Origin of the sequence: Haladaptatus sp. T7, assembly GCF_026008575.1 — an archaeon.
In the GTDB taxonomy this organism is placed as follows: domain Archaea; phylum Halobacteriota; class Halobacteria; order Halobacteriales; family Haladaptataceae; genus Haladaptatus; species Haladaptatus paucihalophilus.
In genome coordinates, this window is the sequence record NZ_BROP01000001.1 from 35083 (window position 1) to 60857 (window position 25775).

Sequence of the window (25775 nt, forward strand, 5' to 3'; positions counted from 1 at the left end):
GCGGCTGTGAAGCGAATCACCTACCTTTCTATGTGGAAAACAATTTTTTTCTTTCCGAAAACCGATTGCACAGGAATGCGAAACGGTTATGGGACGACCTACCCTTGCTCCAAACGACTTAGGTGAACCTAACAATGGCAACGCTCGAACTGAAAAATCTCCACGCGGAGGTCGTGGAAGAAGGCGAAAAGATCCTCAACGGCGTCGATCTCGAAGTCGAATCCGGCGAGATTCACGCCCTGATGGGACCGAACGGCAGCGGAAAATCGACGACATCGAAAGTCATCGCGGGACATCCCGCGTACGAAGTCACCGAGGGAGAGGTACTGCTTCACCTCGAAGAGGGTGATTTCGGCGACATCGAGATTCCGGAAGACAAGCGGACGTGGAATCTTCTCGAAATGGAACCGAACGAGCGCGCGGCGCTCGGTATCTTCCTCGCGTTCCAGTACCCCGCGGAAATCGAAGGCGTCACGATGTCCAACTTCCTCCGTACCGCGCTCAACGCGAAGCTCGAAGAGCGCGAAGACCTCTTCAGCGAGGAGGACGAAGCTGAGGAAGAAGAGGAAGAGTCCGGCTACGACACCAGCCCGATGGAAGGCCCGGCGGACGACGGCGAAGTCGGCGTCGCCGAGTTTCAGGAACTCCTCAAGGAGAAGATGGAACTCCTCGACATGGACGAGAAGTTCGCAATGCGCTACCTCAACGCCGGATTCTCCGGCGGTGAGAAAAAGCAGAACGAAGTGCTGCAGGCCGCCATCCTCGAACCGTCCATCGCGGTGCTGGACGAAATCGACTCGGGGCTGGACATCGACCGACTGCAGGACGTATCGAAAGGAATCAACGCACTCCGCGACGAACAGGGAACTGGCATCCTCCAGATCACCCACTACCAGCGTATCCTCGACTACGTGGAACCCGACACGGTCCACATCATGCTCGACGGCGAAATCGTCAAGGAAGGCGGCCCGGAACTCGCCGAGGAACTCGAAGACAAGGGGTACGACTGGGTTCGCGACCAGGTCTACGAGACCGCATAAGGTGTTAGTATGAGTTCAGATCAGGATCACTTGAAAGAGACAGATACGGAAGAACGGTTCGAGTTCAAGAAAGAACAGCGGGCCGCGGTCAAGTCCGACAAGGGGCTGACCGAAGAGGTCGTCCGCCTCATCAGCGAGGACAAGGACGAACCCGAATGGATGCTCCAGCGGCGTCTCCGCGCACTGGAACACTACCAGAACATGCCCATGCCGACGGACTGGCCCGGCCAGCCCGACCTTTCGGGACTCGATGTCGAGGAGATCGTTCCCTACATCCGCCCCGACGTCGACAAGCGCGGCGGCGCGGACGACTGGGACGACCTCCCGGACGACATCAAGGACACCTTCGACAAACTCGGCATCCCGGAAGCGGAGCGCAACGCGCTCTCCGGCGTCGGTGCCCAGTACGAGTCCGAGGTCGTCTACCAGAACATGCAGGAGCAGTGGGAGGAAAAGGGCGTCATCTTCTGCAACATGGACGAGGCGGTCCAGGAGCACGAGGACCTCGTTCGAGAGTACTTCATGACGAAGTGCGTGCCCCCGAGCGACAACAAGTTCGCGGCGCTCCACGGCGCGGTCTGGTCCGGCGGGTCGTTCGTCTACGTCCCCGAGGGCGTGACCGTCCAGATGCCGGTGCAGGCGTACTTCCGCATGAACTCCGAGGGGATGGGGCAGTTCGAGCACACGCTCATCATCGCGGAAGAGGGTAGCGAAGTCCACTACATCGAGGGCTGTTCCGCTCCCAAGTACTCCGCGTTCAACCTCCACTCCGGCGGCGTCGAGGTGTTCGTCGGCGAGGACGCTCACGTCCAGTACTCGACCGTGCAGAACTGGTCGAAGAACACGTACAACCTCAACACCAAGCGCGCCATCGTCGAAGCCGGTGGGCGCATGGAGTGGGTCTCGGGAAGCATGGGATCGAAATCCACCATGCTCTACCCGTGTTCTATCCTCAAGGGTCGCGGCGCGTCCGCGAACCAGATTTCCATCGCCTTCGCGGGCGAGGGGCAGGATATCGACACCGGCGCGAAGGTCTACCACAACGCGCCGAACACCAACTCGACCATCGAGTCGAAGTCCATCAGCAAGGACGGCGGCCGCACGAACTACCGCGGCCTCGTCCACATCAGCGAAGGCGCGGTGGACTCGTCCACGTCGGTCGAGTGTGACGCGCTGATGTTCGACAACGAGTCCACGTCGGACACCATGCCGTACATGGAGATCAACGAGAACCGCGTCAACGTCGCCCACGAGGCGACCGTCGGGAAGATCGGCGACGAGGACGTCTTCTACCTCCAGAGCCGCGGTCTCGACGACGACGACGCGAAACAGATGATCGTGAGCGGGTTCATCGAACCCATCACGGAAGAACTTCCCATCGAGTACGCGGTCGAACTCAATCGCCTCATCGAACTCGAAATGGAGGGCAGCCTCGGATGAGCACGCAGGTTCACAGCACCCTCTCGGAGGAGACCGTCCGCGAGATTTCGGGCGACCTCGACGAACCCGACTGGCTGCTGGAAACGCGTCTCGAAGCGCTCGACGCGCTTTCCGAACTCGATATGCCCGACGTCATCCGGACGCCGGGACGCGATTGGACGAACCTCGACGCACTCGATTACGAGAGCTTCGTCGACCCGCTGTCGGCGGCCGAGGAGAAAGAGCGCGTCGAACCCGAGGGCGTCTCCGTCCTCTCGCTGTCCGACGCGTTGGACGAACACGAGGAAATCGTCGAGGAGTACTTCGGCTCGGTCATCGACCCGCAGGAGAACTACCTGACGGCGCTGTCGGCGGCGCTGTTCACGTCCGGCACTCTCGTCTACGTCCCCGAGGGCGTCAACGCGGAGGACGTGACGATTCGGACGACGATGCAGAGCCAGTCGCTCTTCAACTACACGCTCGTCGTCACCGAGAAATCGAGTTCGGTGACGATTCTGGAGCGCCAGGAGAGCGAGGAACTGGACGGCGAACGCTACTACAGCGGACTCGTCGAAATCGCGGCCGGCGAGAACAGCCACGTCCAATACGGCTCCCTGCAGGACGTCGACGAGGAGACCTACACCTACACGCTGAAGCGCGGCACCGCCGCCGACCACGCCACCGTCAACTGGGTCGAGGGCAACATCGGCTCGCGGCTCACCAAGTCCTCCGTCGAGACGATGCTCGACGGCGAGGGCTCGGAGACGAAGACCGTCGGCGCGTTCTTCGGCCACGACGACCAGCACTTCGACGTCGCCGCTCGCGTCTGGCACAAGAACGAGCACACGACGGCGGACCTCGTGACCCGCGGCGTGCTCGACGACGAAGCGCGCTCGGTCTACGAGGGCGTCCAGGACGTCGGCAAGGAAGCGTGGGACACGAGTTCCTACCAGCGTGAGAACACGCTGATGCTCTCCGACCGGAGCGAGGCCGACGCGTCGCCGAAGCTCATCATCAACAACCACGACACCGAAGCCAGCCACTCCGCGACGGTCGGACAGGTCGACGAGGAAGACCTGTTCTACATGACTTCGCGCGGCGTGCCGGACGAACTGGCCAAGAACATGCTCGTGGAAGGGTTCTTCGTCCCCGTCTTGGACGAAGTGGAAGTCGAGGAACTCCGCGAGGACCTCGACGCGAAGATCGTCGAGCGCCTCGATTACTGACCTCTCCAGTCCGTTCTTTTTCGCGCGGCCACATCAGGGAGTGTTAAGTTTCCCCACCCCTTTTCCACAGCCATGAGTGTGAGTCAGCGCGTCTCGTCGGACCGCCAACTCGCGCGCTTGCTCCAAATCGGCGTCGTATTGGAGGAAGTCGTCGAGGCACGGGCCGCGCGCCATTTCGAAACCCTCCCCTCCGAAGAGCAAAACGAACTCCACGAGGACGTTCGTGACTTGCTCGACGAGGCACGCGAGGAGTCCGCCGAACACCGGGAACGTCTCGAATCGCTCATCGACGAACTCGATGCCGAGACGATTCCGTTCGAAGAAATCGAGCTACTGGTGGGCGAGCAGTACGCCCAAACGGCCCCGGACGACTTCGACGGCGTGCTCTACGACCAACTGCACGGCGAGGAGACGGCGTACAAGTTTTACGACGACCTCATCGTCGCCATCGAGGCGAGCGACACCGAGTTCGGCGTCGAACGCGAGCGGTTGCTCGAAACGCTATCCGCGATTCGAGCGGAGGAAGCGGCGGGCGTCGAAGAAGTCGCGGACCTGATGGAGGCCAGCAAATGAACACAGCAGATCAATACCTGAAAGCGATCTACCTCGTCCAGCGAATCAATGACGGCCCGGCGGCGACCGGTGCCCTCGCGGACCGGCTCGGCGTGAGTCCCGCTAGCGTCAACGAGATGGTCGGCAAGCTCCAAGAGCGCGGGCTGGTCGAACACGAGAAATATCGCGGCGCGACCCTCACCGAGGAAGGTGAAACGCGCGCCAGCGACGCCCTTCAGACTTACTGTATCCTGGAACGCTTCCTCGCCAACGTCCTCGAAGTGGACGACTTCCGAACCGAGGCGAAACAGCTCGAAAGCGTCATCGACGAGACGGTCGCGGACCGACTCGACACCATCATCGACCGCGAGCCACAGTGTCCGGACTGCTTCTACGCCGACGAGGACATGTGTGAGCATCTGGTCGAAGACGGATTCGCGGACTGAGCGCAGGCTATCGAATTTCACGACGAAGCGCATGCGTTACGTTCAAGTAGCCACCCGAATTACGTGACGACGTAGCCTTCGTATCAGAGGGCGATTGTGCTCCGACGTCCCGTGGTGTCTCGTCGAACGAAGTGAGACGAGGCTCGGAAGCCGACATGTCGGCTTCCGGTGGTGAGCAGTTTCTTCGAAACTGCGAATCACACGGGATGAGCAGTCCCGTGGTGGTGAGCAAATCCATCGGATTTGCGAGGTACGCGGGACGACGAGCGAAACGAGCAGTCCCGTGGTGTAGCGGCCAATCATAATGGCCTTTGGACGTGACTGGTGTTCCAGTTACGGAAGACAGCCATTGACGGCGGTTCGAATCCGCCCGGGACTATATAAAACCATACGAATTCTCTCTTCTGCGTGGTTCTTATCGGTCCGTCACTCGATACTGGCACGTTCTCTTCCCGCAGACGACTGTGATTACTTGGTTTCTAGTCGCGAACGACAGATCGTTGGACGCAGCGGCTACACCTTCGAGAGTGACCATAGCGTATCCTCGACTTCGGATGAATAGTGAGCTAACACCATCCCAAAATTGATAGAATATTCTACTTATCGGGAGGGGCGTATTAGCAGTGCGTACCCAATACTAGTTTATTGAGTTACAGATCGTACGAGTACAGTTGAGGGGGAAGCATGGCCAATTGGAAAAGCTCTGCTATAATGGGGGTACTATGACTCGAACCACCATCGCGACTCGAGAAGGGGCAACGACCGAGCTCCCCGAGGAGACCGTCGAAGCGTTCCGGCGACACCTTCGTGGACCGGTACTCTCGCCGGCGGATGCAGGATTCGAGGAGGCGACACGCCTGTGGAACGGTATTATCGAGAAACAACCGGCACTCGTCGTCCAGCCGACGGGCACGGCCGACGTCGCGGCTGCGGTGAACTTCGCCCGCGACCACGACCTCCTGCTATCGGTGAAGGGCGGCGGCCACAACATCGGTGGTACCGCGTTGGCTGACGGCGGGTTGACTATCGATATGTCACGTCTTCGTGGCGTACTCGTCGATCCAGAGGCGCGGACCGTGACCGCCCAGGCTGGCTGTCTGCTCGGTGACGTCGACCGTGAGACCCAGCTTCACGGACTTGCGACGCCATTAGGATTCATCTCAGAGACCGGACTAGCCGGTCTGACACTCGGGGGCGGCTTCGGCTACCTGACCCGCCGGTTCGGGTGGGCGGTCGACAACCTACTCGAAGTCGAGATAGTCACTGCTGACGGGCAGGTTCGCCGTGCCAGTCATGAGGAGCATGAAGAACTCTTTTGGGCGGTTCGCGGCGCAGGACATAACTTCGGCGTCGTCACGTCTTTTACCTATCAGCTCCACAAGGTCGGACCGACGGTTTACGGCGGACTCATCGCTTGGCCTGCGGAGCGGAGCGACGAAATTCTCGAGACCTATCGGCAACTGACGACGACGGCACCGCGAGAGTTGACAGCGTTCATGATCCTCATGCGAGCTCCGCCAGCACCGTTCGTGCCCGAGGAGGAGCAGGGCAGACGTGTCATCGCCATGACCGTCTGCTACAGCGGCGACCCGGCCGATGTCGACGAGGTCCTCGCGCCCATCCGGTCGCTGGGTGACCCCATCGTTGACCTACTACAGGAACGACCTTACACGCAACTACAGTCCTCTCTCGACGCTACCGAGCCGAAGGGAATGCACTACTACTGGAAGACGGAGTTCGCCTCCGAACTGACCGACGACCTCCTGTTGACCGTGCGCGACCTGGCCGCGGATTGTCCCATTCCGGGGGGACAACTGGTCGTCATCCATCTTGGCGGAGCCCTCAACGAGCGCGATAGCGACGATGGGGCCGTCGGTAATCGCGATGTCCGCTTCGTGTACGGTGTAGCAGGGATGTGGGAACCGGACGACCCTAACGCCGAGCGGTTCCGCCAGTGGGTCCGCGACGCCTGGACGAGGATTCGGGCCTTCTCGACCGGCGGCACCTACATCAATTTCCAGACCGCCGAGGAGGGCGACGAGCGTATCCGGACGACCTACGGCGACAACTACGACCGACTTGTCGAGGTCAAAGACACGTACGATCCGGACAACCTGTTCCGGTCGAATCGAAATATCATCCGAACGTGACCAACGTCCGGTAATCAGGGGATGATCTACTGGCCGCTACGCGAGGCAGGAGGACCGAAACAGTTCCCCCTATCTCTGGATTGGGCGAGGAGAATTGGTACGACGAGGAGCGTCGTACGAGAGAGCATCGAGTAACTCCGCCCTATCTGACGGGTCCAATAGAGGACGTTCGCGGGACAAATGGCCTTTGACGCCCCGCTGTGTTGTCGTCACGTTTCGTTTGACGACGTGGCTGACGTCCTCCGATGAGTCTCCCTTTGGGCTTCCTCGTAGACCCAGTATTGCAAACCGCTTCTGGGTTCGAAATCCTCCGAGACTATTCTGGTGTGGTGGTTGAGACACGATGGTCCACGGTGGACGACCCACCGACAAGCGTGTCTATTTCGAGATGTTCGAGGTGTCGTGAACGAATCTGGTAACCGTCCAAGAATCGGAGATTCCCTCGACCGCCAGCGAGGACTCATGTAACCAATTCACAAAAACCGCAACAATCCGCAACCGCCCTTACTTTGAACTGTACTGTATCGTTCCGGTCCACTTGCCGTAGATGTCGTCGGACTGCTTGTCCGCGTCGAGGAGGTAGACCGTGATGTTAAGCGTGCCGTCGTCGAACTGGTCGAAGGCACCCTGTTCGATTTCGACGGTGTAGGTTCCCGGGTCGTGCTGGAAGCGGACGTTGGTCCGGCCGACGTTTTTACCGTTGATTTGGACGAGGAAGTACGGGTCGCCGTCCACGAGCGGTTCGGGGTCGACGTTGGGGAGGCTGGTGTTCGCGGTGACTTCGACGTTGAAGTTGGAGTAGCCGTTGCCGCTCTTGGCTTTCACCTTGTCGACGAGCGTGACGCTCTTCATGCGATTCTCCTGATTGGTGTCCCGCTTGTCGTCGAGCGGGGTGTGCGGTTCTTTGGGCGGTGACCACGACTCCACCGTGGTGGTGGTCGTGGTTGTGGTGGTCGTCGCGTCCGTCGTCGTCGCGTCCGTCGTCGTCGCGCCGCTCGCTGTCGTCGCCGTGGACGCACTCGTCGAAGTCGGTGCGTCCGTCGTGGTGGTGGTGGTCGTCGTATCGGACCCGCCGAGTCCGGCGCAACCGGCGAGGAGGACGGCGAGCACGAGGACAACCGCTGTAGATCGATGACGATTCATAGTTGTGTGTGTGTGACTATTTTCGTGAGAGCCCAAAAATCCTTTTACCGGTTTCAAGACCCTATTTCCTCGTATCAAGCCGTCCCCCATTGAGGGTAACGTGGGAATACTTCCGAGAGGGGTAAGGGCAGCACGGACGTGTTCAATCGCGCTCTAGCGGTTCTTCGATTTCCGCGAGGACGGTACGAATGCGCCGATTACTCCGCGCGTACGAAATCCAACCTCCGAGAAAGAAGAGCATACCGACGACGATGGCGATGGTACCGAGTTCGGTCGCAAAATCCTTGTCGCTGCAAAAGCCGACGATGACGGTTCCGAAGGTGAACATGGAGATGCCCGTTCTGATATGTGCCAGTATCGTCCGTTCGCGGGCGAGATGTGTCTGTTCTCGCGCGAGCCGCATCACCGCCGCGATTGGAGCTTCGAGTCGTCTGCTGTCATATCGCTTTCCTTGGAGTCGAACGATAATACGTCGATTGGCTGGTGGGACGTTCTGAGGCGTCGCCGATTATCGAGAAGCGTCCGCTGTACGTTCTCAGTCGGCGACAAATAGAAACAAGACATATATCCTCGCGCTACTTCTGCAATATCTACCATCAAATGAATAATATTATGCAGTACGAACAAAAGGGGCGATACGAAATGTCGGTCACGGACGCGAGCTTCGAGGAGGACGGATCGTTGTGCCTCTCGCTGCAGTTCGGACCACACGTACGGCCGCCGGTCGATAGACTGCTCACGACGGGATACGTCAAACTCAGCGTGTACGACGAGGGTGAGTTCACGGAGGACGGGACGCTGACGTTGTACGGTCGCTCACAGCGGTGAGAGTCGAGGACGCGAAAAATGAAGCCTGAAATTCAGAGTCGGTCTCGACCGTTACCGCCCGAGGTGAACCGACGAATGTCCATCTGCCGAATTACTCGCGCGACAGGTCGGAGATACCGACGAATGTCGAACCCGGTCCGTTGGTCCGCTTCTCGCCCCCGAGAACGGGTCGTTCGGGACGAATCCGAGCGGTTCGCGAGTCGTTTGGCCTTCCGTTGGATTTCAGGCGAAATGAGCGGTTCTTCCGGTGAAATGAGCCGCGAGAGCACCGCACAGATGGCGGCGATGACTACGAAATAGTAGCCGAACGTGGTCAGTATGTTCGCCGAAAAGAACGCCACGTAGATGCCGTTGATGAAGAAAAACAGTCCCACTAGTTGCAAACCCCTATTGAGATAGGAGGACGACGAACTCGTCGTCGTCGTTGATGTTCCGATTCCTTGGAGGCTTCTCGTACTCATCCTCGCTCATCCTTTCGACGTGCGACGTAATGAAAGTCAGTCAGACACGTGTGTCGAACGTGATGTGACCGAACGCGTACCATTCCCTCCGATGTCTATATATTTTATGGGCCCAGATATATATTGTGTGCGCTAGATTTATATCTCCTCCAGAAGACCGTACGCTTGATGATCGAAGACGGGACAGCGGCGGGACTTCGGAACGAGTCCCATTCGACCGAGGCCGTCAGCGAATCACCTTCCGAGAACGCGGATGCGGGTCCCCTTTTCGCCCGATTTTCCCATCCACGGAGCGCGACCCGGACGACGGTCGCCGTCGTCTCCGACGCCCACGTTTCGACCGAAAAGCGCGGCACGTGGAAAGTGTTCCACCGTACTCGAGACCGTTTCGAAACCGTCATCGCGGACGCGAACGCCCGCGAGGTGGATGCGGTCGTGTTCGCGGGAGACCTCACCGAGGACGGGTCCGTCGCCGACTTCGAAACCGTCAGGTCGCTCCTGTCCGACCTCGACGCACCTCACGTCGCCGTGCCGGGCAACCACGACGTTCCGAAGTCCTTCGACAGCCACGAGACGCCGCCGCTCTCGTCGTTCGAATCGGCGTTCACGCCCGACGGGTTCCCCTTCCACGAACGGGTCGGCGGCGTGGACGTCATCGGGCTGAACAGCGCTTCGACGCCCGACGGGACGCTTTCTGACTGCCACGACGGCCGTATCTCCGCCGACCAACTCGCGTGGCTGGACGACACGCTTCCGAAGACGGACGCGCCCATCGTCGTCTCCCACCACAACCTTCCGGGACTGTGTGGCGAGACGGACGCGCACTCGTGGCGCTCGTCGTTCCCGATTCGAAACGCGACGGACGTGGCCGACGTCCTCTCCGAACACGACGTTCCCCTGCACGTCTCCGGACACTTACACGTCCCCGCAATCGCCGAGACGAGGGGCGTACGGGAACTCGTCGCGCCGTCGTTGTGTTCGTTCCCCCAGGCGTACCTCCTGTTCGAAATCGGCCCGCTCGGAACGGCGGTTCGCTTCGTCCCGACCGCCGACCCGGCGGGAACGAGGGAGGCCTACATGCACGCCAAAAAGGACTCCGCTCGAAGCGACGCGCTCGCGGAGATGACGCTCGACCGACTCGCGTCCCTTCCGCTCGAAGACGAGCCGTTGTTGGTTACGAATCGGTCCGCTTAGGTGGCGGCTTTTCGGACGACCCTATTCGAGGACGAATTTCAGTCGTTCCTCGTCGCTTCCCTTCGTCTCTCGACCCGTAATCCGGAACGCGCCGAGTTCGTCGGTTCGTTCGACGTGCGTCCCCGCACAGGCGGTTCGGTCGGTGCCTTCGATTTCCACGATGCGAATTCGTCGGATGCTTTCTGGAAGGAGGTGAATTCGCGTCCGTTCCGGGTTGAGGGACGCCTCGGCCTCGTCGCGGTCCATCTCGTACCAGTTGACGGCCAATCCCGCGTCGATGCGGTCGTTCATCACCGATTCGATGCGGGCGAACTCCTCGTCGGTGAATCGCTCGTAACCACAGTCGATGCGGGCACGGTCTTCGTACAACTGATTACCCGTCGTTTGCGCGTCGTACTCCTCCAGCAACACCGCGGAGAGCAGGTGCTGGGCGGTGTGATACCGCATGTGGGCGTAGCGTCGCTCCCAGTCGATCCGTCCGGTGACGATCGTCCCTTCCTCGGGTGGCGTCCCGTCGAGCGTGTGGTAGATGGTGTCTTTCTTCTGTACGTCGGTGACCGCCCACGTCTCGTCCTCGGATTCGAGCACGCCGGTATCGAAGGGTTGGCCGCCGCCTTCGGGGTAGAACAGGGTTCGGTCGAGCACGACGCGGTTACCCGTAACGCGTTCGACCGTGGCCTCGAATTCCCGCTCGCTCGTCGCGTCGAGATACAACGCTTCGGTCATACACGTCGAATAGAACACCCGTCACTTAATCACCTCGTCGTAACGCTAAAGAGCGAATCGTGCGTTTGTATCAGTAATGAGTACGAACGCTGAACAATGGAGGGAGTTTTGTGGGTGTCGAAATTAAAGGTTCTCCCGTCTCCCAATCGGAATTCGAGGACATGAAGACGTTTGTTTACGAGTATCTCGCTGCAAGCGTGAAAAACGAGGAGAGCGGGGGTCGTATGCGGTGGTATCCGTGGCACTCCGCCGACTACCGGTACAACCACATCCTCAACGTCGTGAACCTCGCCGAGACCATCGCGGAACGGGAAGGGGCCGACATCGACGTCGCCCGCGTCGCCGCGCTGTTTCACGACATCGCCAAACTCGACGCCGACCAAGAAGTCCACGCGGAGGAGGGCGCGCGCGTCGCCCGCGAGTATCTGGAATCGCACGGCGAATTCCCCGAATCGTTCGTCGACCAGGTGTGCAAGGCGGTCGAAGACCACTCCTATCAGGGCGACCTCTCGCGCCTCTCGAAGGAGGCACAGAGCCTCATCGAGGCGGACATGCTGGATAAGGTCGGGGCGAACGGAACCGCGCTGATGCTGTTGCGGATGGGATACGAGGCGCGGACGCACATGGCGGCCGCCGAGATGGTGGACCGCGTGCTCGAACGCGGCAAGGACGCCTCCTCCCGCGTCCAGAGCGAGACGGCACAGGACATCGCCCACCGTCGGCTCAAGCGCGTGAAGTGGTTCCGCGAGTGGCTCGAAGAGGAGGTTCCAGAAATGGACGCCGAACCGTCCGGGTCGCCGCGCGGTGGACGACACTGAGGCGGCGGAAACGCAACCAGCAGTTTTCGGTCATACGAGCGTCGTTACGGAGTCGTAGACGAAGGACACGCCAGCGAGCGCGAGGATACCGGCGCTCACGTACGCGACGGCGGGTGCGAACGAATCGACCCGCTTTCCGGCCGCCGATAACGCCGCCGGAAATCCCGTAATCCAGCAGGCGATTCCCGCGAAGAAACCGACGATGATTATCGGCCCGCCGGTCGAAACCGTGAGGCTCCCCGGCAGTCCGGAGAGCACGTCGAACCGACCGGGGTCGAGCAGTCCGACCCCCGCCGTCAGCCACCAGATTATCTGATACGGGTTCGTGATGGCCAGCGCGAACGCTTTTCTGAATCCCTTCGCGTCCTCGTCCACCTCGTCGGTGGTGAACGTCGAGGTCGCGTCCTGTGCCGCGCCGTAGGCGAAGTACAGCATCAACAGCCCGCCGACGCCGACCATGAGTCCGCGAACGATCGGCGCTTCCCTGACGACCGCGATGACGCCCGCGAGCGCGAGGACGAAAAAACAGGCGTCGGCGGTCATCGCGCCGAGTCCGGCGAGGAATCCCGACCGCCATCCGCGGAGCACGCTCTCCTCGGCGATGACCGCGTTCATCGGGCCGGGGGGTGCGGCGAGCGAGAGGCCCAAAACGACGCCCGCAAGCCCCGAGACGAGCATCTCTATCATCTGTCCACCACTTTGCGTGGGACGAGTAAAAGCGCGCGGTTAGAGGTAACCCGTCCATTCGGCGAACACGAGCGCGCCGAAGGCGAGGAAGACGACCGCGGCGAGGAGTTCGAGCCACTTCGTCGGGAGGACTCTCTCGAACCGTTCGCCGATAAACGCGTCGAGACCAGTTCTGAGGCCGAGCGCCGCGACGACGCCGACGAATACCGAGAGCGGCGAGTTCGGAAACGTCGTCGAGAGATTGATGGTCAGCAGTTGGGTCTTGTCGCCGAACTCCGCGAACAGGATGAAGACGAACGTCGTCAGAACCCCGCCGTACGCACCCATTCGAGTCAACAGGCCGTCTGGAAGGAGGGTGCCGCTCATACCCACGTCCATTCCGCCGCCGGTGAGCAACGGACGGTCGTCGGATTCCTTCCCGAACGTCACAATCGCGCTCCTGAGCGTCCAGAGGCCGAAGAGGACGAATAAGCCGCCGGTCAGGACGGTGATGGCGGCCCCCGGAAGAACCGTGACGATGACGTGACCGAAGACGATTTCGATGGTGCTCCAGAGGGTGAAGGCCGCCATCGCGCCCACGAACACCTTTTTCGCGTCGTAACGCGAGGCGAGCGTGACGACGACGAGTTGTCCCTTGTCCCCGAACGTGGCGAGCAAGTTGGCGAGGAACGCGGCCGCCAGCGGACCGTAGCCGTCGTAGCGCTGAATGACCTGCTGGAGACCGGTCGCTAACGGCGTCGCTGTTCCCACCATCTCACGCGAGTTCTTCGACGACGGCCCGGACGCGAATCGACCGGGCGATGGTTTCCGGAAGGCTTTGCTCACCACCGTCGACGGCGACCGTCACCATTCCGAAGGGGGCGATGTCCACGATTTCGAGTTCGGTATCCGGCGTGATACCGGCGTCGGCCAGATACCGCAACTCCTCGTCGTCGCGGTCGCTCACGCGCGCAACGACGACGTGGGAACCTTCCTCGTGCTCGGTGAGGCGCGTGGTGTCGTCTTCGTCGATGGGCGAGAGGTTCGCGTCCGGGATGGGGTCGCCGTGGGGGTCAACCGTCGGGTTCCCGAGCGCGTCGGCCACCCGTCGTTCGAACTCCTCGCTGATGTGGTGTTCCAAGCGGTCGGCCTCCTCGTGGACTTCGCTCCACGAGTAGTCCAGATGTTCGGTCAGATAGGATTCGAGCAGGCGGTGGTGGCGGAGCACTTCGAGGGCGACCGTCTCGCCTTCGGGGGTGAGTTCCACTCCCTTGTACTTCTCGCGGTCGAGAAGTCCGCGGTCGGTCAGTTTCTCTATCATGCTGGTGACCGTGGGCGGTGTCACGCCGAGATACTCCGCTATCTCGGAGGTGGCGACCGGCCCCCCATCCTCCTTCTGAAGCGTATAGATGGCTTTCAAGTAGTCTTCCATCACGTCGCTTAGCATCACTGGTCCGAATTAGACAGTTCTAAACCTTCAATTTGTCGTGTGTTCGGCGGTCGTCCTCGCGGAATGTGTCTCTCTGGATGCGTCGCGTTCTCGTTTCAATCGTTCGGCGACGACGCTGCGTGAACGGAGCGCTCGCCGGAATCGAACTCCTGGAAAATTCGTGCCGGTCGGAAAGCCAATTCGTGAGAGTGGGTGCTCGCGTTTAGGGCCAGTTGCCGCTCTCGCTGTACGCGTCGATGACGCGCTGGAGGGAGACGACGTAAGCCGCGGTGCGGAAGTTCGGCAGGTCGTTCTCCTCGTAGGCGCTCGTCAGGTCGTCGAACGCGGAGACGATGATGTCTTCGAGTTCCTCGTTGACGCGCTCTTCGGACCAGTAGAAGCGCTGACGGTTCTGTACCCACTCGAAGTAGGACACCGTGACGCCGCCCGCGTTGGCGAGGATGTCGGGGAAGACGTACACGTCGCGCTCAGTGAGCACGTCGTCCGCGTCCGGCGTAAGCGGCCCGTTCGCGGCCTCGACGATGACGTCGGCCTGTACGTCCCGTGCGAGGTCGCCGTCGATGGCGTTTTCGAGCGCGGCGGGGACGAGCAGGTCCACGTCGAGGGTGAGGAGTTCCTCGTTGCTGAGTTCCGTTTCGGCACCCGCGTAGCCGACGACGCTTCCCGTCTCGTTCTTGTGGTCTTTCACGTCGCGGGCGTGGAGTCCGTCGGGGTTGTGGATAGCACCGCTGGAGTCCGAGACGGCGACGATGTTCGCGCCGAGGTCTTCGAGAAGCTTCGCGGAAATCCATCCCGCGTTCCCGTAGCCCTGCACGGCGACGGTCGCGCCGTCCATCTCCTTGCCGAGGTAGTCGAACGCCTCGCGGGCGGTGAGCATGGTCGAGCGCCCCGTCGCCTCGACGCGACCCTCGCTGCCACCGCTTTCGAGCGCCTTGCCCGTGATGACGCCCGGTTCCGTGGTGTTTTCGAGCTTCTCGTACGTGTCCTTTATCCAGTTCATCTCGCGCTGGCCCGTGTTCACGTCGGGTGCGGGGATGTCTTGGTCCACGCCGATGAAGGGTCGGAGTTCCTTGGCGAACGAGCGCGTGACGCGCTCCAACTCCGCCTCGCTGTACTCGTCGGGGTCGATGATGATGCCGCCCTTCCCGCCGCCGTAGGGGATGTCGACGACGGCCGTCTTGTACACCATCCACCCGGAGAGGGCTTTCACTTCGTCGCGACTGACGTTGGGGTGGTAGCGAATGCCACCCTTGTACGGGCCGCGGTCGCCGTTGAACTGCGAACGGAACGCTTTGAAGGTCTCGATGGAACCGTCGTCCATTTCGACGGAGAGGTTCGTTTCGAGTATCCGCTGGGGGTGCTTGAGCCGTTCGAGAACGTCGGGTGACGCGTCGAGGTACTCCGCCGCGTCGTCGATCTGTTCCTGCAAGCTCTCGAACGGATTGGCTTGTTCGGACATCGTTTGCCAATCCCACCCACCCACTGTTAAGCATGACGAAATAAGAATGGGCTATTACCCCTAAATGAGATATAAGGGCACGGGTCAGCTGTCAGCCTGCGCGTACTCCATAATCCGCTCGGCTTGCGCGATGAGCGGCGCGTCTATCATCTCTCCGTCAACTCTGAACACTCCCCGTCCCTCCTCGTCGGCCGTCGCTTTCGCTTCCAGGACCGCCTCGGCCCACTCGACCCGTTCCGGGTCGGGGGTGAACGCCTCGTTGATGGGCGTCACCTGCGCGGGATGAATCGCCATCTTCCCGTCGTAGCCGAGTCGGATTGCGAACTCCGTCTCCTCGCCCAATCCGTCGGTGTCGTCGATATCCGTGTAGACCGTGTCGATTGCGTCCACGTCTTCCGCGCTCGCCGCGAGGACCACGTGTTCCCGAGCGTAGAGCACTTCGGTCCCCTCCTCGGTTCGGGTCGCTCCGATGTCCGCGGAGAGGTCTTCAGCGCCGAAGACGAGCGCGTCCGTCTCGTCCACGGCCGCGATTTCCGCCGCGTTGAGGACTCCGCTGGCGGTTTCGACCAGCGCGAGGATGGGGACCCGATAGTCGTGTTCGTCGAGCAGTCGGGCCAGCGTCTCGGCGTCGTCCGCCGACCCCGTTTTCGGGAGCATGACGGAATCGACCGTTTCCGCGCCGTCCGCGATTCCGCGGAGGTCGTCGTCCGCCGCAATTCCCGTCGGGTTGACGCGGACGCACACCTCACAGTCCGGGTCGAATTCCGGGTCGGTGAGCACGTCACGAACCCCGGTTCGAGCCTCCGCCTTCCGTTCGGGGGCGACGGCATCTTCCAAGTCGAACACTATCACGTCGGCCCCCGCTCCGGGCGCTTTCCGCATCATCTCGGGCCGGTCGCCCGGCGTGAACATGACGCTTCGTCGTGGCATACACGAGGCGACGCGTGGCGTCGATTTTAAGCCACCGAAGGTGCGGGCGGACCGCTCGTTCTCCCAGATATCTTTATTCCTCCTCCCAGCGGTGAACCGGTATGTCACGAACGGACGAATCGGATGAACATTCGGAGGCGGATTCGGACGGCAACATGGGAATGGGTATCGCACTCGGCGTCGCTCTCGGTGCTGGACTCGGCGTCGCACTGGACAACATCGCGCTCGGCGTCGGAATCGGAATTGCGATCGGCGTCGCAATCGGGGCCGGACTGTCCAACCAGTAGTCGCTAGGTGGAGCGCGCTCGCCGTGTCCGTCGGCGCGTCCGTGGAACCGTACTCCCGACGATAAAAAGTGACCGTCTTCTCCGTTCGTATTCGACTCGATTCGATGCCCGAACTGAAACCGCGTTAGGGCCAGAGTCCGCGGGCCTTGTGGGCGTCCGCGATACGCGAGAGGCCGACGATGTACGCGGCGTCACGCCACGTCACGCCGCGCTCTTCGACTTCGGCGCGCACGCTGTCCCACGCGTTCAGCATCTCGGATTCGAGTTCCTCGTTGACGCGTTCGAGCGACCACTGACGGCGGTTGATGTCCTGCAACCATTCGAAGTACGAGACGGTGACGCCGCCCGCGTTGGCGAGAATGTCGGGGATGACGTGGATGTCGCGCTTCTCGAAGATTTCGTCCGCGGTGGTCGTCGTCGGGCCGTTCGCACCCTCGACGATGATGTCCGCCTGCACGTCGCGGGCGTTCGCTTCGGTCAGGACGTTGCCGATTGCCGCCGGGATGAGCACGTCCACGTCGAGTTCGAGGAGTTCCTCGTTGGGAATCGGCTCGTGGCCGTCGAACGTCGTGACGGCTTCCGGTTCCTCCTCGTGGGTCGGAATCCGGTCGATGTCGAGGCCGTCCTCGTCGTAAATCGCGCCGTTCACGTCGGAGACGGCGACGACGTTCGCGCCCCATTCGTGAAGCGAGAGCGCCGCGTTCGCGCCGACGCTCCCGAACCCTTGGATTGCGACCGTCGTGTCTTCGAGCGGGTAGTCGTAGTACTCACACGCCTCGCGGGCGATGATGGCGACCGAGCGGCCGGGCGACTCCTCGCGGCCGTAGGACCCGCCGATAACCGGCGGCTTGCCGGTGACGACGCCGGGTTGGGTTTCGCCTTCCTGCATCGAGTAGGCGTCCATGAACCACGCCATCGCCTGCGCGTCGGTTCCCATGTCGGGGGCCGGGATGTCGCGCATCGGGCCGATGAAGTCCCGCAGTTCCTCGGCGAACCGGCGCGTGAGTCGCTCTTTCTCCTCGTTGCTGAGCTCCTTCGGATTGACGACGATGCCGCCTTTGGCACCCCCGAACGGGAGGTCCATGACGGCGCACTTCCACGTCATCCACATCGAGAGGCCGATACACTCCTCCTCGGTCACGCCGGGGTGGTAGCGCATGCCGCCCTTGAACGGTCCCCGCACGCTGTCGTGCTGTGCGCGATAGCCGGTGAAGATTTCCGTGTCGCCGTCGTCCCGCTTCAGCGGAACCGAGACGCGGTGCACTTGGTCCGGGTGCTTCAGGCGCGCGATGACGCCGGGGTCGACGTCGAGGTGCGCCGCAGCGCGTTCGAGTTGTCGTCGGGCCGTTTCAACCGCCGTTTCCGGTTCGTCCGTGGTCTGCTTCCCAGTAGATGCCATAGTGTGGACGCCTCCGACAGGCTTGCCCGTTTAGTCGGAAGCGACCGGAGAAAGACCTTACCATCCGACACCGCGTCGCTATGCAATACCACGGCACGATGTTCGGGAAAGAACATGAAGGAGAGGGGACACGCGCGAGGTGAGACGGGTTACGGGGGAAGGGCGTAGACCGTCCCGGCGACGTCCCCGACGTAGATGGCATCGCTCCCCACCGCTGGCGCGCCGACCAACGAATCGTGGGCCCGGAAATGCCACCGGAGACGACCGTCGGCCCGGTCGAGGGCGAGCAGTAGTCCGTCGTCGTTGCAGACGTACACCAGTTCGTCCGTGACGACGGGCGACCCCCACACGCGTGCGCCGGTTTGGACGCGCCACCGAACGCCCCCGTCCCGCGCGTCGAGCGCCAAGACGCTCCCGTCCGCACAGCCGACGTAGACGATGCCGTCCCCGACGGCGGGCGACGACCAGATGCCGTCGTCGGCTTCGTACCGCCACTCCGTCTCGCCCGTCTCGGCGTCGAGCGCGTAGATGCGGTCACCGTCAACGGTCCCGACGTACGCCGTGTCGCCGATGACCGCGGGTGCGCCAGCGATGGCGAGAGACGGCGCGAAGCGAAAGCGTTCGTCCCCGCCGTCCAGGTCGTGGGCGAACAGGCCGCCGTCGAGTCCGGTCGCGTAGAGGCTTCCGCCCGCGATTCGCATCGACGTGAGCGCCCGCGCCGGACTCCGGAACGACGCGGTTTGCTCGCCGGTCGCGGCGTCGAGCGCGGACACCTGCCCGTCCCGCGCCGCGACGTAGAGCGTATCGCCGAGCAGTATCGGCGACACCTCCACGCCCGCGTCGGCCTCGAAGGTCCATTCCCGCGCCCCGCTCGCTCCGTCGAGGGCGAACAGGTTCCCGTTTCGGTCGCCGACGTAGGTCAACTCCGGGCCCGGCACCGGCGACCCCACCGCGTTGGCCGCCTGAAACAGCCAGTCGCTCACGCCGTCCCGTCGGTCGATACGACAGACGAACCCGTTCTCGGTTCCGACGTACACGGACCCGTCCCTGACGACGGGCGAGGTTTCGACCGGACCGCCGACTTGGGAGTACCAGCGCGCGTGGGCGCGCCTGCTGTCGTCCGTCGGAGCTATCGGTGCCGTCCGCTCCGTCTCGACGTCGGAGGAGGACGTCCCGCTTTGGGTCTCCGGCTCGGCGTCGATACCGGCGTCGGCGGACGCTTGTGACGAATCCGGAGCATCGACACCGCCGTCGGATATGAACGTGGTTCGCCCCTCCGAGGACGCTTCGTCGGTCGTCGTAGACCGTTCGGACGACCATTCGACGCTCCGCGAAATCGTGGTATCGCCGCGTCGAACCACCTGGTCGATCTGAAACTCGCCGGTCGCGTTTCTATCGAACGCGTCACGTCGTCCCGTCCCCCCGAACTCCGACGGCGTTTCAGTCTGTTTTCCGTCACGATTCCCCTCCGTCGCCCGTCGCGTGTCCTCACCATTCATATTTTATCTCTGACCTGACGTTGGACTGATTATCACTCCATTCGAATACTATCTACTTTGTTATGAACCGATTACGCCCGACCATCGGGCGTGCAACAGTCGAAACGGTCGTGACAATCGCCTCCAGACCGACAGGATTTTTCCCCCACTCATCGCAGGAGTTCGCATGACGGGACTGTACTACGAGGAGTTCGAAGTGGGCCAAACCATCGAACACGAGAAACGGAGAACTATCAGCGAGAGCGACAATCAGCGGTTCTGTGATATGACTATGAACCAACAGCCGCTCCACTTGGACGCCGACTTCGCGGCGGACACCCAGTTCGGCGAACGGTTGGTCAACGGACTGTACACGATGAGCGTGGCGGTGGGCGTTTCGATTCCGGACACGACCGACGGCACCATCGTCGCCAACCTCTCGTACGATAACGTCTCACACCCCGAGCCGGTGTTCCACGGGGACACCATTCGCGCCCAGTCCACCGTCACGGACAAGCGCGAGACGAGCGACGGCGAGCGCGGCGTCGTCACCATGAAGGTCGAGGTCTTCAAAGTCGATGGAGACGACGAAACGCTGGTTTGCGAGTTCGAGCGGACGGTGCTCTCGCTCAAGAAACCCTAGTGGAAGAACAGTGAGAGGTTCACGACCACGGCGAACAGCCACGGGAGGGCGAGGCCCGCCGGGACGAGCGCCACGTACTCCCGCGGAATCAACGTCCGCCCGACGAACCCCACGCCGAGCGCGAACGCCTTCAACCCGACGAGCGAGAGGAAGCCGAACTGGCCGAGCGCGTGGCGTGCGACCGGGTTCGATTCGGTGAGCCCCGCCTGCAACCCGGCGTACGTCGTGAGTAAATCCCCGACGAGTGCGAGGATGACGACGGCCCAGAGCAATCGCTCGATGCCGCCGAAATCGAACCAGTCCGTGCGCTGATACCGGTAGGAGAACTGCTGATGGCTCATGGATGATGGCGCGGGAATTCCACGTCATCCACACGCACGGCGGAACGGTGCTTTATTATGAACCGGCTTATCCGGCTTAGAGAGGGGCTAAACCCTCGAAGCCGTTCGGCTTACAAAATCGTACCGTGTTTCTTGTCCGGCAGGTCCTTCTCCAAGCCCGCGTAGAAGTCGTAGCGCTGGACGAGTTCCTCGCGGAGGGTGCTCGGCGGAACGATGTCGTCGATGACCATCTCGCTCGCCATACGGTGGACGTCGATGTCCTCGCGGTACTCCTCGCGGAGTTCCTGCTCGCGCTGGGCGCGTTCGTCTTCGTCGTCGATTGCGTTCAGTTTGTTCGCGTAGACGGCGTTGATGGCGGCTTCCGGTCCCATGATGCCGATTTCACCCGACGGGAGCGCGATGACGCTCTGCGGGTCGTAGGCCGGGCCGGACATGGCGTAGATACCCGCACCGTAGGCCTTCCGAACGACGACGGAGAGTTTCGGAACGGTGGAGGAAGAGGTGGCGTAAATCATCTTCTTCCCTTTTTCCAGAATCGCGTCCTTTTCCACCTGCGACCCCGCCATGAAGCCCGGCGTGTCACAGAGGTAGAGGAGCGGAATCTCGAACGCGTCGCACTTCCAGATGAACTCGGCGGCCTTCTCGGCGGCGTCGGGGAAGATGGCCCCGGAGCGCTGTGCCGGTTGATTGGCGACGATGCCGACCGGTCGGCCGTCGATTCGCGCGAATGCGGTGATAATTTCGCCGCCGAAGTCCGGCCTGAGTTCGAAGTAGGAGTCCGCGTCCACCACGCGGTCTATCAGGTCGGTCATGTCGTAGGCGCGGTTCGGGCTGTCGGGGATTACCCCGTCGATTCCCTCGGGAGACAGTTCGGGGGCTTTCGGCTCGCTCCGCGGCGGTTTCTCGTGAGCCTTGTCGGGCAGGTACGTGATGAGGTCGGAAACGAGTTCGCGGGCGTGTTCCTCGTCGCGCGCCACGAGGTCGGCGCTCCCGGAGTGTTCGGCGTGCATGTTCGCGCCGCCGAGGTCCTGCATGCTGATGTCCTCGCCCGTCACCATCTGCACCATCCGCGGGGAGGCGATGGCCATCGCCGACATCTCCTCGACCATGATGGTGAAGTCCGCGAAAACCGGGGTGTAGGCCGCCCCCGCGATACACGGCCCGTAGAGGACACAGATCTGTGGCACGCGACCGGAGAGCATCGAGTGGTTGTAGTAGTACTTGCCGATACCCTCGCGGTTGGCGAAGAACCCGGACTGCTGGTCGATTCGGCCGCCGGAGGAGTCCATCAGGTAGAGAACGGGTTTGCCGTTCTGAAGCGCCCGCTGTTGCATGCGGAGGAACTTCTCGACCCCCTTCGCTGCCATGCTTCCGGCTTTGACCGTGAAGTCGTTCGCCATGAAGTGGAGGTCGCGGTTCTCGAACTCCGCCGCACCGGTGATGAGACCGTCGGCGGGCAGTCGGTCGTCCGCGTCGAACTCGGCGAATCGACCATCTTCGAACTTCAGACCATCGTCCCCGAACCAGAGGTCGAGTCGGTCGCGGACGAACAGTTTGCCCTTCTCCGAGAGGCGTTCTTTGTACTTCTCTTTCCCGCCCGACTCGATGTCCTCGATCTCTTCCCAGAGGAGTTCCTCGCGCTCCGTCGGCCCGAGGTCGTCCTCCGGCGGCTCACCGGGGTCGCTCCACGTGGCGGTCGGTTCGTCCGCGTCGCCGACGAACACTTCCACCTCGCTGCCGACGTGCTTGGCGAGCGCGCTGGCGATTGCCGAGGCTTCCTCGTCGGTCGCCTCCTTACCGATACGAACTTTCATGAATGTGAATCCGTGAGGCGATTTCAAACCGTTTTCCCTTTCTATCGCGGCAACATTTTCGCATCCGTCCCGAGGAAAAACGATGGGGAGAGCTAGAAGCGTCTGCGAGGGTAGGGGTAGCGCGGAGTGAAATCGAAGGCAGTTACTGGTCGGGCAGTTCCATGGCCGCGACGTGCTCCGCGTACTCTTCGAGTACGGGTTGACCCCAGTACCGAAGCGATTCACTCCGTGCATCGTAGTCGATGATGTTCGCGTCAGCGAGTTTCGGGAGGTGTGTGTGGTGAAGCGATGCCTCGACGCGGCGACGGTAGTCGTCAGGGACGTCGTTGGCCGATGTTTCGGTCTCCCACGTAACGACCTGTTCGACGAGATCGGAAAGCGTCGCTACGCCGTCCGCTGTCGTCGAGAGATAGTGGATGGCGTATCGTCGTCGCTTATCCGACAGCAGTTCGAAGATGTCATCGAACGACGGTCTGCTCACTGCTGGCTCAGCGCGAAGTACGTGGGATGGATGACTCGACGGACGGTTCCCCGAGTCGTCACGGTAGGGTGACTCGTTGCTCATGCGACGCTCAAGAGCAGTTGACCAGCATAGATAAAGAATGGTGAATCTAGACACCTAGAAAACTGGCAGCGAAAATGAAATCACCGGCCCCAAGAGTTTTATTTCTAATGAATTAGACACCGAATAGATTCGGGGTGGTGCGGTGACGGGATTCGATGCTTCGAAATCGAGATTACCGCGATAGTTCGCTGTGACTACTTTTGGTATTGGCGACTGCAACCCTTCGGGAATCCTCAACCGAGGTCGATGGTTCGAAGAACGGAATTAACAATGCCGTCTGTTAACATGGATTTCCGGCGTGCAGGTCGTATCTCATGACTCGACGTACACGCACCGGCCTCGCGGTTGGCCTCACCCTCCTTATCCTCGTCAGCACCGCGAGTCTCGGGGTCGTTTCGATTTCGAAACAGTCCGATGCGCCCCGCGACCAATCGTCGGAATCCACACGAACGCTCCCGCTGTTATCGGCGAGCGGGAGTTCGGAGAGGCTCCTCCAGCAGACAGGAGCGAACCAGTCAGACAGTGAGCAGGCCGCGACCCGCGGGGCCGTTCAGGGGGCGGCGCTGGCACAGCGACAGGGCGTCACCATCACGCAACAGCAACGACAGGCCGCCATCGAAGGCGCGGCACAGGCGGTCTCCCAGAATCAGCAGGCGTCCGTCGCCCAAGTGCAGGCCGCCGCCCGCGGTGCCGCACACGGTGTCCTGCTTCAGAGTCAGCGGGTGAACGTGACCCAGATTCAGTCGGTGACGCGCGGCGCGACGACCGGTGCGACCACGCAGGTACAGCAGGCCAACGTCTCCCAAGTGCAGGCCGCCGCGTTCGGCGCGGGTCACGGCGCGGCCGCAGGAAGCCAGCGGGCGACCGTCTCGCAGGTGCAGGCCGCCGCCCGCGGCGCTGCACAGGGAGCGGCGACCGGCGCAACCGGGAATCAAAAGGCCAGCGTCTCCCAGATTCAGGAGGCCGGGCAGGGGGCCGCGTTCGGCGCGCTCGACCAGCGACAGAGCGCCTCGGTCGAACAGATACAGGCGGCGACCCGCGGAGCTGCGAGCGGGGCGGTCCAAGCCCAACGCGCGAACGCGAAGCAGGTGCAAGTCGCCGCGATGGGCGCGGCTCGGGGCGGCGTCACGCAGCGCCAGCAGGTGAGCGTCGAACAGATACAGGCGGCGACTCGCGGGGCGGCGGCGGGTGCCGTCTCGCAAGTTCAGCAGGTGACCGTGACGCAGATTCAGGTCGCGGCGCAGGGTGCCGTGAGCGGCGGACTCAAGCAGGTCCAGCAGGCGTCGGTCGAGCAGATACAGGCGGCGTGTCGCGGCGCGGCGGTCGGCGCGTTGAGCGTCACGCAGATACAGGTCGTCAGCATCGTCCAGATACAGATCGTCGCACAGGGGTCGGCACAAGGCGCGGTGCAGGGTGCCGTCCAGAAGCAGGTCGTGAACGTCCAGCAGATACAGGCCGCCGCGAAAGGGGCGGCACAGGGAGGCATCACGCAGGTGCAGACCGTTCGAATCACGCAGATTCAGTCGGCCTGCCTCGGCGCGGCGTCGGGTGCCATCACGCAGAATCAGCGGGTGAGCATCACCCAAGTGCAGGCCGCGGCGCGAGGGGCGTGTGCGGGCGGCGTCACGGCGAGCCAACGCCAGCAAGTCTCCGTCCAGCAGGTGCAAGCGGCGACGAGCGGCGCGGCGGTCGGCGCGATTTCCCAGAGCCAGCAGGCGACCGTGACGCAGATTCAGGCCGCGTCACGCGGAGCGGCGACCGGCGGAGTCACGCAAATCCAGCGAGCGAGCGTCCGGCAGGTGCAAGCGGCGTCGTTCGGCGCGGCCGCGGGTGCGACGCAGGCTGCCAAACAGCGGAACGTGAACGACGCGGGTCAGATACAACAGACCGCACGCTCCGGGATTTCACAGGCCGAAACCCGCCTCCAGACGGAGGAAAACGTCCCGCCGGAGACCCTCCGTGAAACCGCCCGAAGCGAGGCGAGCGGGGAACCGACGCCGACGCAACCGACCACGACGTCGGGTGCGACTACGACGACTCCGGCGGCAACCCCGACGACGACTTCGGCGACCACCACGACCACTTCGACACCGACGACCACGAACGTCACCACCACGACACCAACTGTCACGACGACCACACCCACCACGAACGTCACCACGACTCCGCCGACCCCGGCGACTACTACGACCGCTGCGCCGACTACGACCACCACACCGAACGCCACGACGACCACGACAACTACGACCACCGCACCGCCGACCCCACCGCTCACGGTGAACCTGACGTGTACGAGAATCACGGCGAACGCGACCCAACCCGCGGACTACCGAGTCGAGGCGGTGTTGGTGAACGCCTCGAACCCGCAGTCCGCCGTGCTGGTGACGCGGAACGTCTCGGCGGCGGACTTCGAGCGAGCGCCGAACGGAACCACCACGTGGACGAACACGACGGCCGACCTCAACGTCTCCGGGTACGTCTTCGTCAACGCGACGGTCTTCGATTCGAACGGCCAGCAGGTCGCGACGGCACAGCAGGACGACGTGCAGGCGTGCATCCGGCAGGTCGGCGGAGTTCCGCAAACGACGGTGCCACAGACGACCGTCAGCGGACCGACTGCGACCGCCGGTCCGACCACGGTTGCGACGACGGGTCCACAAACGACGCCAGCAACGCCAGTAACGACGAGGCCAGTGACGAATACGACGGCCGGGACGTAACTCGTCGTCGCACGAGTGGG

26 protein-coding genes and 1 tRNA gene are annotated in these 25775 nt (G+C 62.3%); 13 read left to right on the forward strand and 14 right to left on the reverse strand.

Translation table 11 applies throughout. The features are described from left to right. The first annotated feature begins 134 nt into the window (after positions 1 to 134). From OPC11_RS00200 to OPC11_RS00230, 7 genes are all read left to right on the forward strand, one after another. Positions 135 to 1040, forward strand: coding sequence for an ABC transporter ATP-binding protein (locus tag OPC11_RS00200; protein WP_069452600.1), 906 nt, complete (start codon positions 135 to 137; stop codon positions 1038 to 1040). A 9-nt stretch (positions 1041 to 1049) separates the two neighbouring features. Next, positions 1050 to 2480 (forward strand): Fe-S cluster assembly protein SufB, encoded by a 1431-nt coding sequence (gene sufB, locus OPC11_RS00205; RefSeq protein ID WP_007982761.1) that lies wholly within the window; start codon positions 1050 to 1052, stop codon positions 2478 to 2480. Further along, the gene (gene sufD / locus OPC11_RS00210) at positions 2477 to 3685 is read left to right on the forward strand and encodes a Fe-S cluster assembly protein SufD (RefSeq protein WP_264780655.1); all 1209 of its coding nucleotides are present in this window, start codon (positions 2477 to 2479) and stop codon (positions 3683 to 3685) included. Before sufB ends, sufD begins: the two co-directional genes overlap by 4 nt. 72 nt (positions 3686 to 3757) lie before the next feature. Beyond that, positions 3758 to 4258 (forward strand): ferritin-like domain-containing protein, encoded by a 501-nt coding sequence (locus OPC11_RS00215; protein ID WP_264780656.1) that lies wholly within the window; start codon positions 3758 to 3760, stop codon positions 4256 to 4258. Next, complete coding sequence (locus OPC11_RS00220) at positions 4255 to 4683, forward strand: metal-dependent transcriptional regulator (RefSeq protein WP_007982756.1); 429 nt, start codon at positions 4255 to 4257, stop codon at positions 4681 to 4683. The genes OPC11_RS00215 and OPC11_RS00220 overlap by 4 nt, the downstream gene beginning before the upstream one ends. A 277-nt stretch (positions 4684 to 4960) precedes the next feature. Continuing rightward, positions 4961 to 5062, forward strand: a tRNA-Gln gene (locus OPC11_RS00225). A gap of 343 nt (positions 5063 to 5405) precedes the next feature. Beyond that, a complete protein-coding gene (locus OPC11_RS00230; protein WP_264780657.1) occupies positions 5406 to 6833 on the forward strand; it encodes an FAD-binding oxidoreductase in 1428 nt (475 codons plus the stop codon). A gap of 504 nt (positions 6834 to 7337) precedes the next feature. Here OPC11_RS00230 and OPC11_RS00235 read toward each other — a convergent pair. Both OPC11_RS00235 and OPC11_RS00240 read right to left on the reverse strand, forming a co-directional pair. Continuing rightward, the gene (locus OPC11_RS00235) at positions 7338 to 7976 is read right to left on the reverse strand and encodes a PEGA domain-containing protein (protein WP_264780658.1); all 639 of its coding nucleotides are present in this window, start codon (positions 7974 to 7976) and stop codon (positions 7338 to 7340) included. 142 nt (positions 7977 to 8118) lie between these two features. Further along, a complete protein-coding gene (locus OPC11_RS00240) occupies positions 8119 to 8379 on the reverse strand; it encodes a DUF202 domain-containing protein (protein ID WP_264780659.1) in 261 nt (86 codons plus the stop codon). Between the two features lie 209 nt (positions 8380 to 8588). On the opposite strand from OPC11_RS00240, the gene OPC11_RS00245 reads away from it, so the two are divergent. Continuing rightward, complete coding sequence (locus OPC11_RS00245; protein WP_007982748.1) at positions 8589 to 8804, forward strand: hypothetical protein; 216 nt, start codon at positions 8589 to 8591, stop codon at positions 8802 to 8804. Between the two features lie 32 nt (positions 8805 to 8836). Here the strand turns inward: OPC11_RS00245 and OPC11_RS00250 are convergent, their stop codons facing one another. Beyond that, positions 8837 to 9178, reverse strand: a complete 342-nt coding sequence (locus tag OPC11_RS00250) for a hypothetical protein (protein ID WP_007982747.1) — start codon at positions 9176 to 9178, stop codon at positions 8837 to 8839. Between the two features lie 255 nt (positions 9179 to 9433). Here OPC11_RS00250 and OPC11_RS00255 point away from each other — a divergent pair, with 255 nt between their 5' ends. Then, the gene (locus tag OPC11_RS00255; RefSeq protein ID WP_264780660.1) at positions 9434 to 10459 is read left to right on the forward strand and encodes a metallophosphoesterase; all 1026 of its coding nucleotides are present in this window, start codon (positions 9434 to 9436) and stop codon (positions 10457 to 10459) included. Positions 10460 to 10480: 21 nt separating this feature from the next. On the opposite strand, the gene OPC11_RS00260 is transcribed toward OPC11_RS00255, so the two are convergent. Further along, positions 10481 to 11203 carry an alanyl-tRNA editing protein gene (locus OPC11_RS00260; RefSeq protein WP_264780661.1) on the reverse strand — a complete coding sequence of 241 codons (723 nt, stop codon included), beginning with the start codon at positions 11201 to 11203 and terminating at the stop codon, positions 10481 to 10483. Positions 11204 to 11295: 92 nt separating this feature from the next. Between OPC11_RS00260 and OPC11_RS00265 the strand changes: the two genes are divergently transcribed. Next, positions 11296 to 12003, forward strand: coding sequence for an HD domain-containing protein (locus OPC11_RS00265; RefSeq protein ID WP_018128702.1), 708 nt, complete (start codon positions 11296 to 11298; stop codon positions 12001 to 12003). A gap of 30 nt (positions 12004 to 12033) precedes the next feature. Here OPC11_RS00265 and OPC11_RS00270 read toward each other — a convergent pair whose 3' ends face one another. From OPC11_RS00270 to OPC11_RS00290, 5 genes are all read right to left on the reverse strand, one after another. After that, entirely contained in the window at positions 12034 to 12690 is a 657-nt protein-coding gene (locus OPC11_RS00270) for a LysE family translocator (RefSeq protein ID WP_007982739.1), read from the reverse strand. Positions 12691 to 12729: 39 nt separating this feature from the next. After that, positions 12730 to 13443, reverse strand: a complete 714-nt coding sequence (locus OPC11_RS00275) for a TMEM165/GDT1 family protein (RefSeq protein WP_264780662.1) — start codon at positions 13441 to 13443, stop codon at positions 12730 to 12732. 1 nt (position 13444) lies between these two features. Next, positions 13445 to 14116: a metal-dependent transcriptional regulator gene (locus OPC11_RS00280; RefSeq protein ID WP_007982735.1), complete on the reverse strand. Its 672-nt coding sequence runs from the start codon at positions 14114 to 14116 to the stop codon at positions 13445 to 13447. A gap of 205 nt (positions 14117 to 14321) precedes the next feature. After that, a complete protein-coding gene (locus tag OPC11_RS00285) occupies positions 14322 to 15578 on the reverse strand; it encodes a Glu/Leu/Phe/Val dehydrogenase (RefSeq protein WP_007982732.1) in 1257 nt (418 codons plus the stop codon). Positions 15579 to 15662: 84 nt separating this feature from the next. Next, entirely contained in the window at positions 15663 to 16508 is an 846-nt protein-coding gene (locus OPC11_RS00290) for a CoA ester lyase (protein ID WP_264780663.1), read from the reverse strand. Between the two features lie 101 nt (positions 16509 to 16609). Here OPC11_RS00290 and OPC11_RS00295 point away from each other — a divergent pair, with 101 nt between their 5' ends. Beyond that, entirely contained in the window at positions 16610 to 16795 is a 186-nt protein-coding gene (locus tag OPC11_RS00295; RefSeq protein ID WP_264780664.1) for a hypothetical protein, read from the forward strand. Between the two features lie 124 nt (positions 16796 to 16919). Here the strand turns inward: OPC11_RS00295 and gdhB are convergent, their stop codons facing one another. Continuing rightward, complete coding sequence (gene gdhB, locus OPC11_RS00300) at positions 16920 to 18194, reverse strand: glutamate dehydrogenase GdhB (protein ID WP_007982726.1); 1275 nt, start codon at positions 18192 to 18194, stop codon at positions 16920 to 16922. 149 nt (positions 18195 to 18343) lie between these two features. Further along, entirely contained in the window at positions 18344 to 19693 is a 1350-nt protein-coding gene (locus OPC11_RS00305) for a PQQ-binding-like beta-propeller repeat protein (RefSeq protein ID WP_264780665.1), read from the reverse strand. Between the two features lie 166 nt (positions 19694 to 19859). Between OPC11_RS00305 and OPC11_RS00310 the strand changes: the two genes are divergently transcribed. Beyond that, entirely contained in the window at positions 19860 to 20315 is a 456-nt protein-coding gene (locus OPC11_RS00310) for a MaoC family dehydratase (protein WP_007982722.1), read from the forward strand. Here the strand turns inward: OPC11_RS00310 and OPC11_RS00315 are convergent. The 3 genes from OPC11_RS00315 to OPC11_RS00325 all read right to left on the reverse strand — a co-directional run bounded on the left by OPC11_RS00315 (position 20312) and on the right by OPC11_RS00325 (position 23035). Then, positions 20312 to 20656: a DUF5658 family protein gene (locus tag OPC11_RS00315; RefSeq protein ID WP_007982720.1), complete on the reverse strand. Its 345-nt coding sequence runs from the start codon at positions 20654 to 20656 to the stop codon at positions 20312 to 20314. The two genes, OPC11_RS00310 and OPC11_RS00315, sit on opposite strands and share 4 nt — an antisense overlap. A 110-nt stretch (positions 20657 to 20766) precedes the next feature. Continuing rightward, entirely contained in the window at positions 20767 to 22470 is a 1704-nt protein-coding gene (locus OPC11_RS00320; RefSeq protein ID WP_264780666.1) for an acyl-CoA carboxylase subunit beta, read from the reverse strand. 142 nt (positions 22471 to 22612) lie between these two features. Beyond that, positions 22613 to 23035: a hypothetical protein gene (locus tag OPC11_RS00325; protein WP_232423712.1), complete on the reverse strand. Its 423-nt coding sequence runs from the start codon at positions 23033 to 23035 to the stop codon at positions 22613 to 22615. A 314-nt stretch (positions 23036 to 23349) separates the two neighbouring features. Here OPC11_RS00325 and OPC11_RS00330 point away from each other — a divergent pair, with 314 nt between their 5' ends. Next, positions 23350 to 25755 carry a hypothetical protein gene (locus tag OPC11_RS00330; RefSeq protein WP_264780667.1) on the forward strand — a complete coding sequence of 802 codons (2406 nt, stop codon included), beginning with the start codon at positions 23350 to 23352 and terminating at the stop codon, positions 25753 to 25755. Positions 25756 to 25775 lie beyond the last annotated feature (20 nt).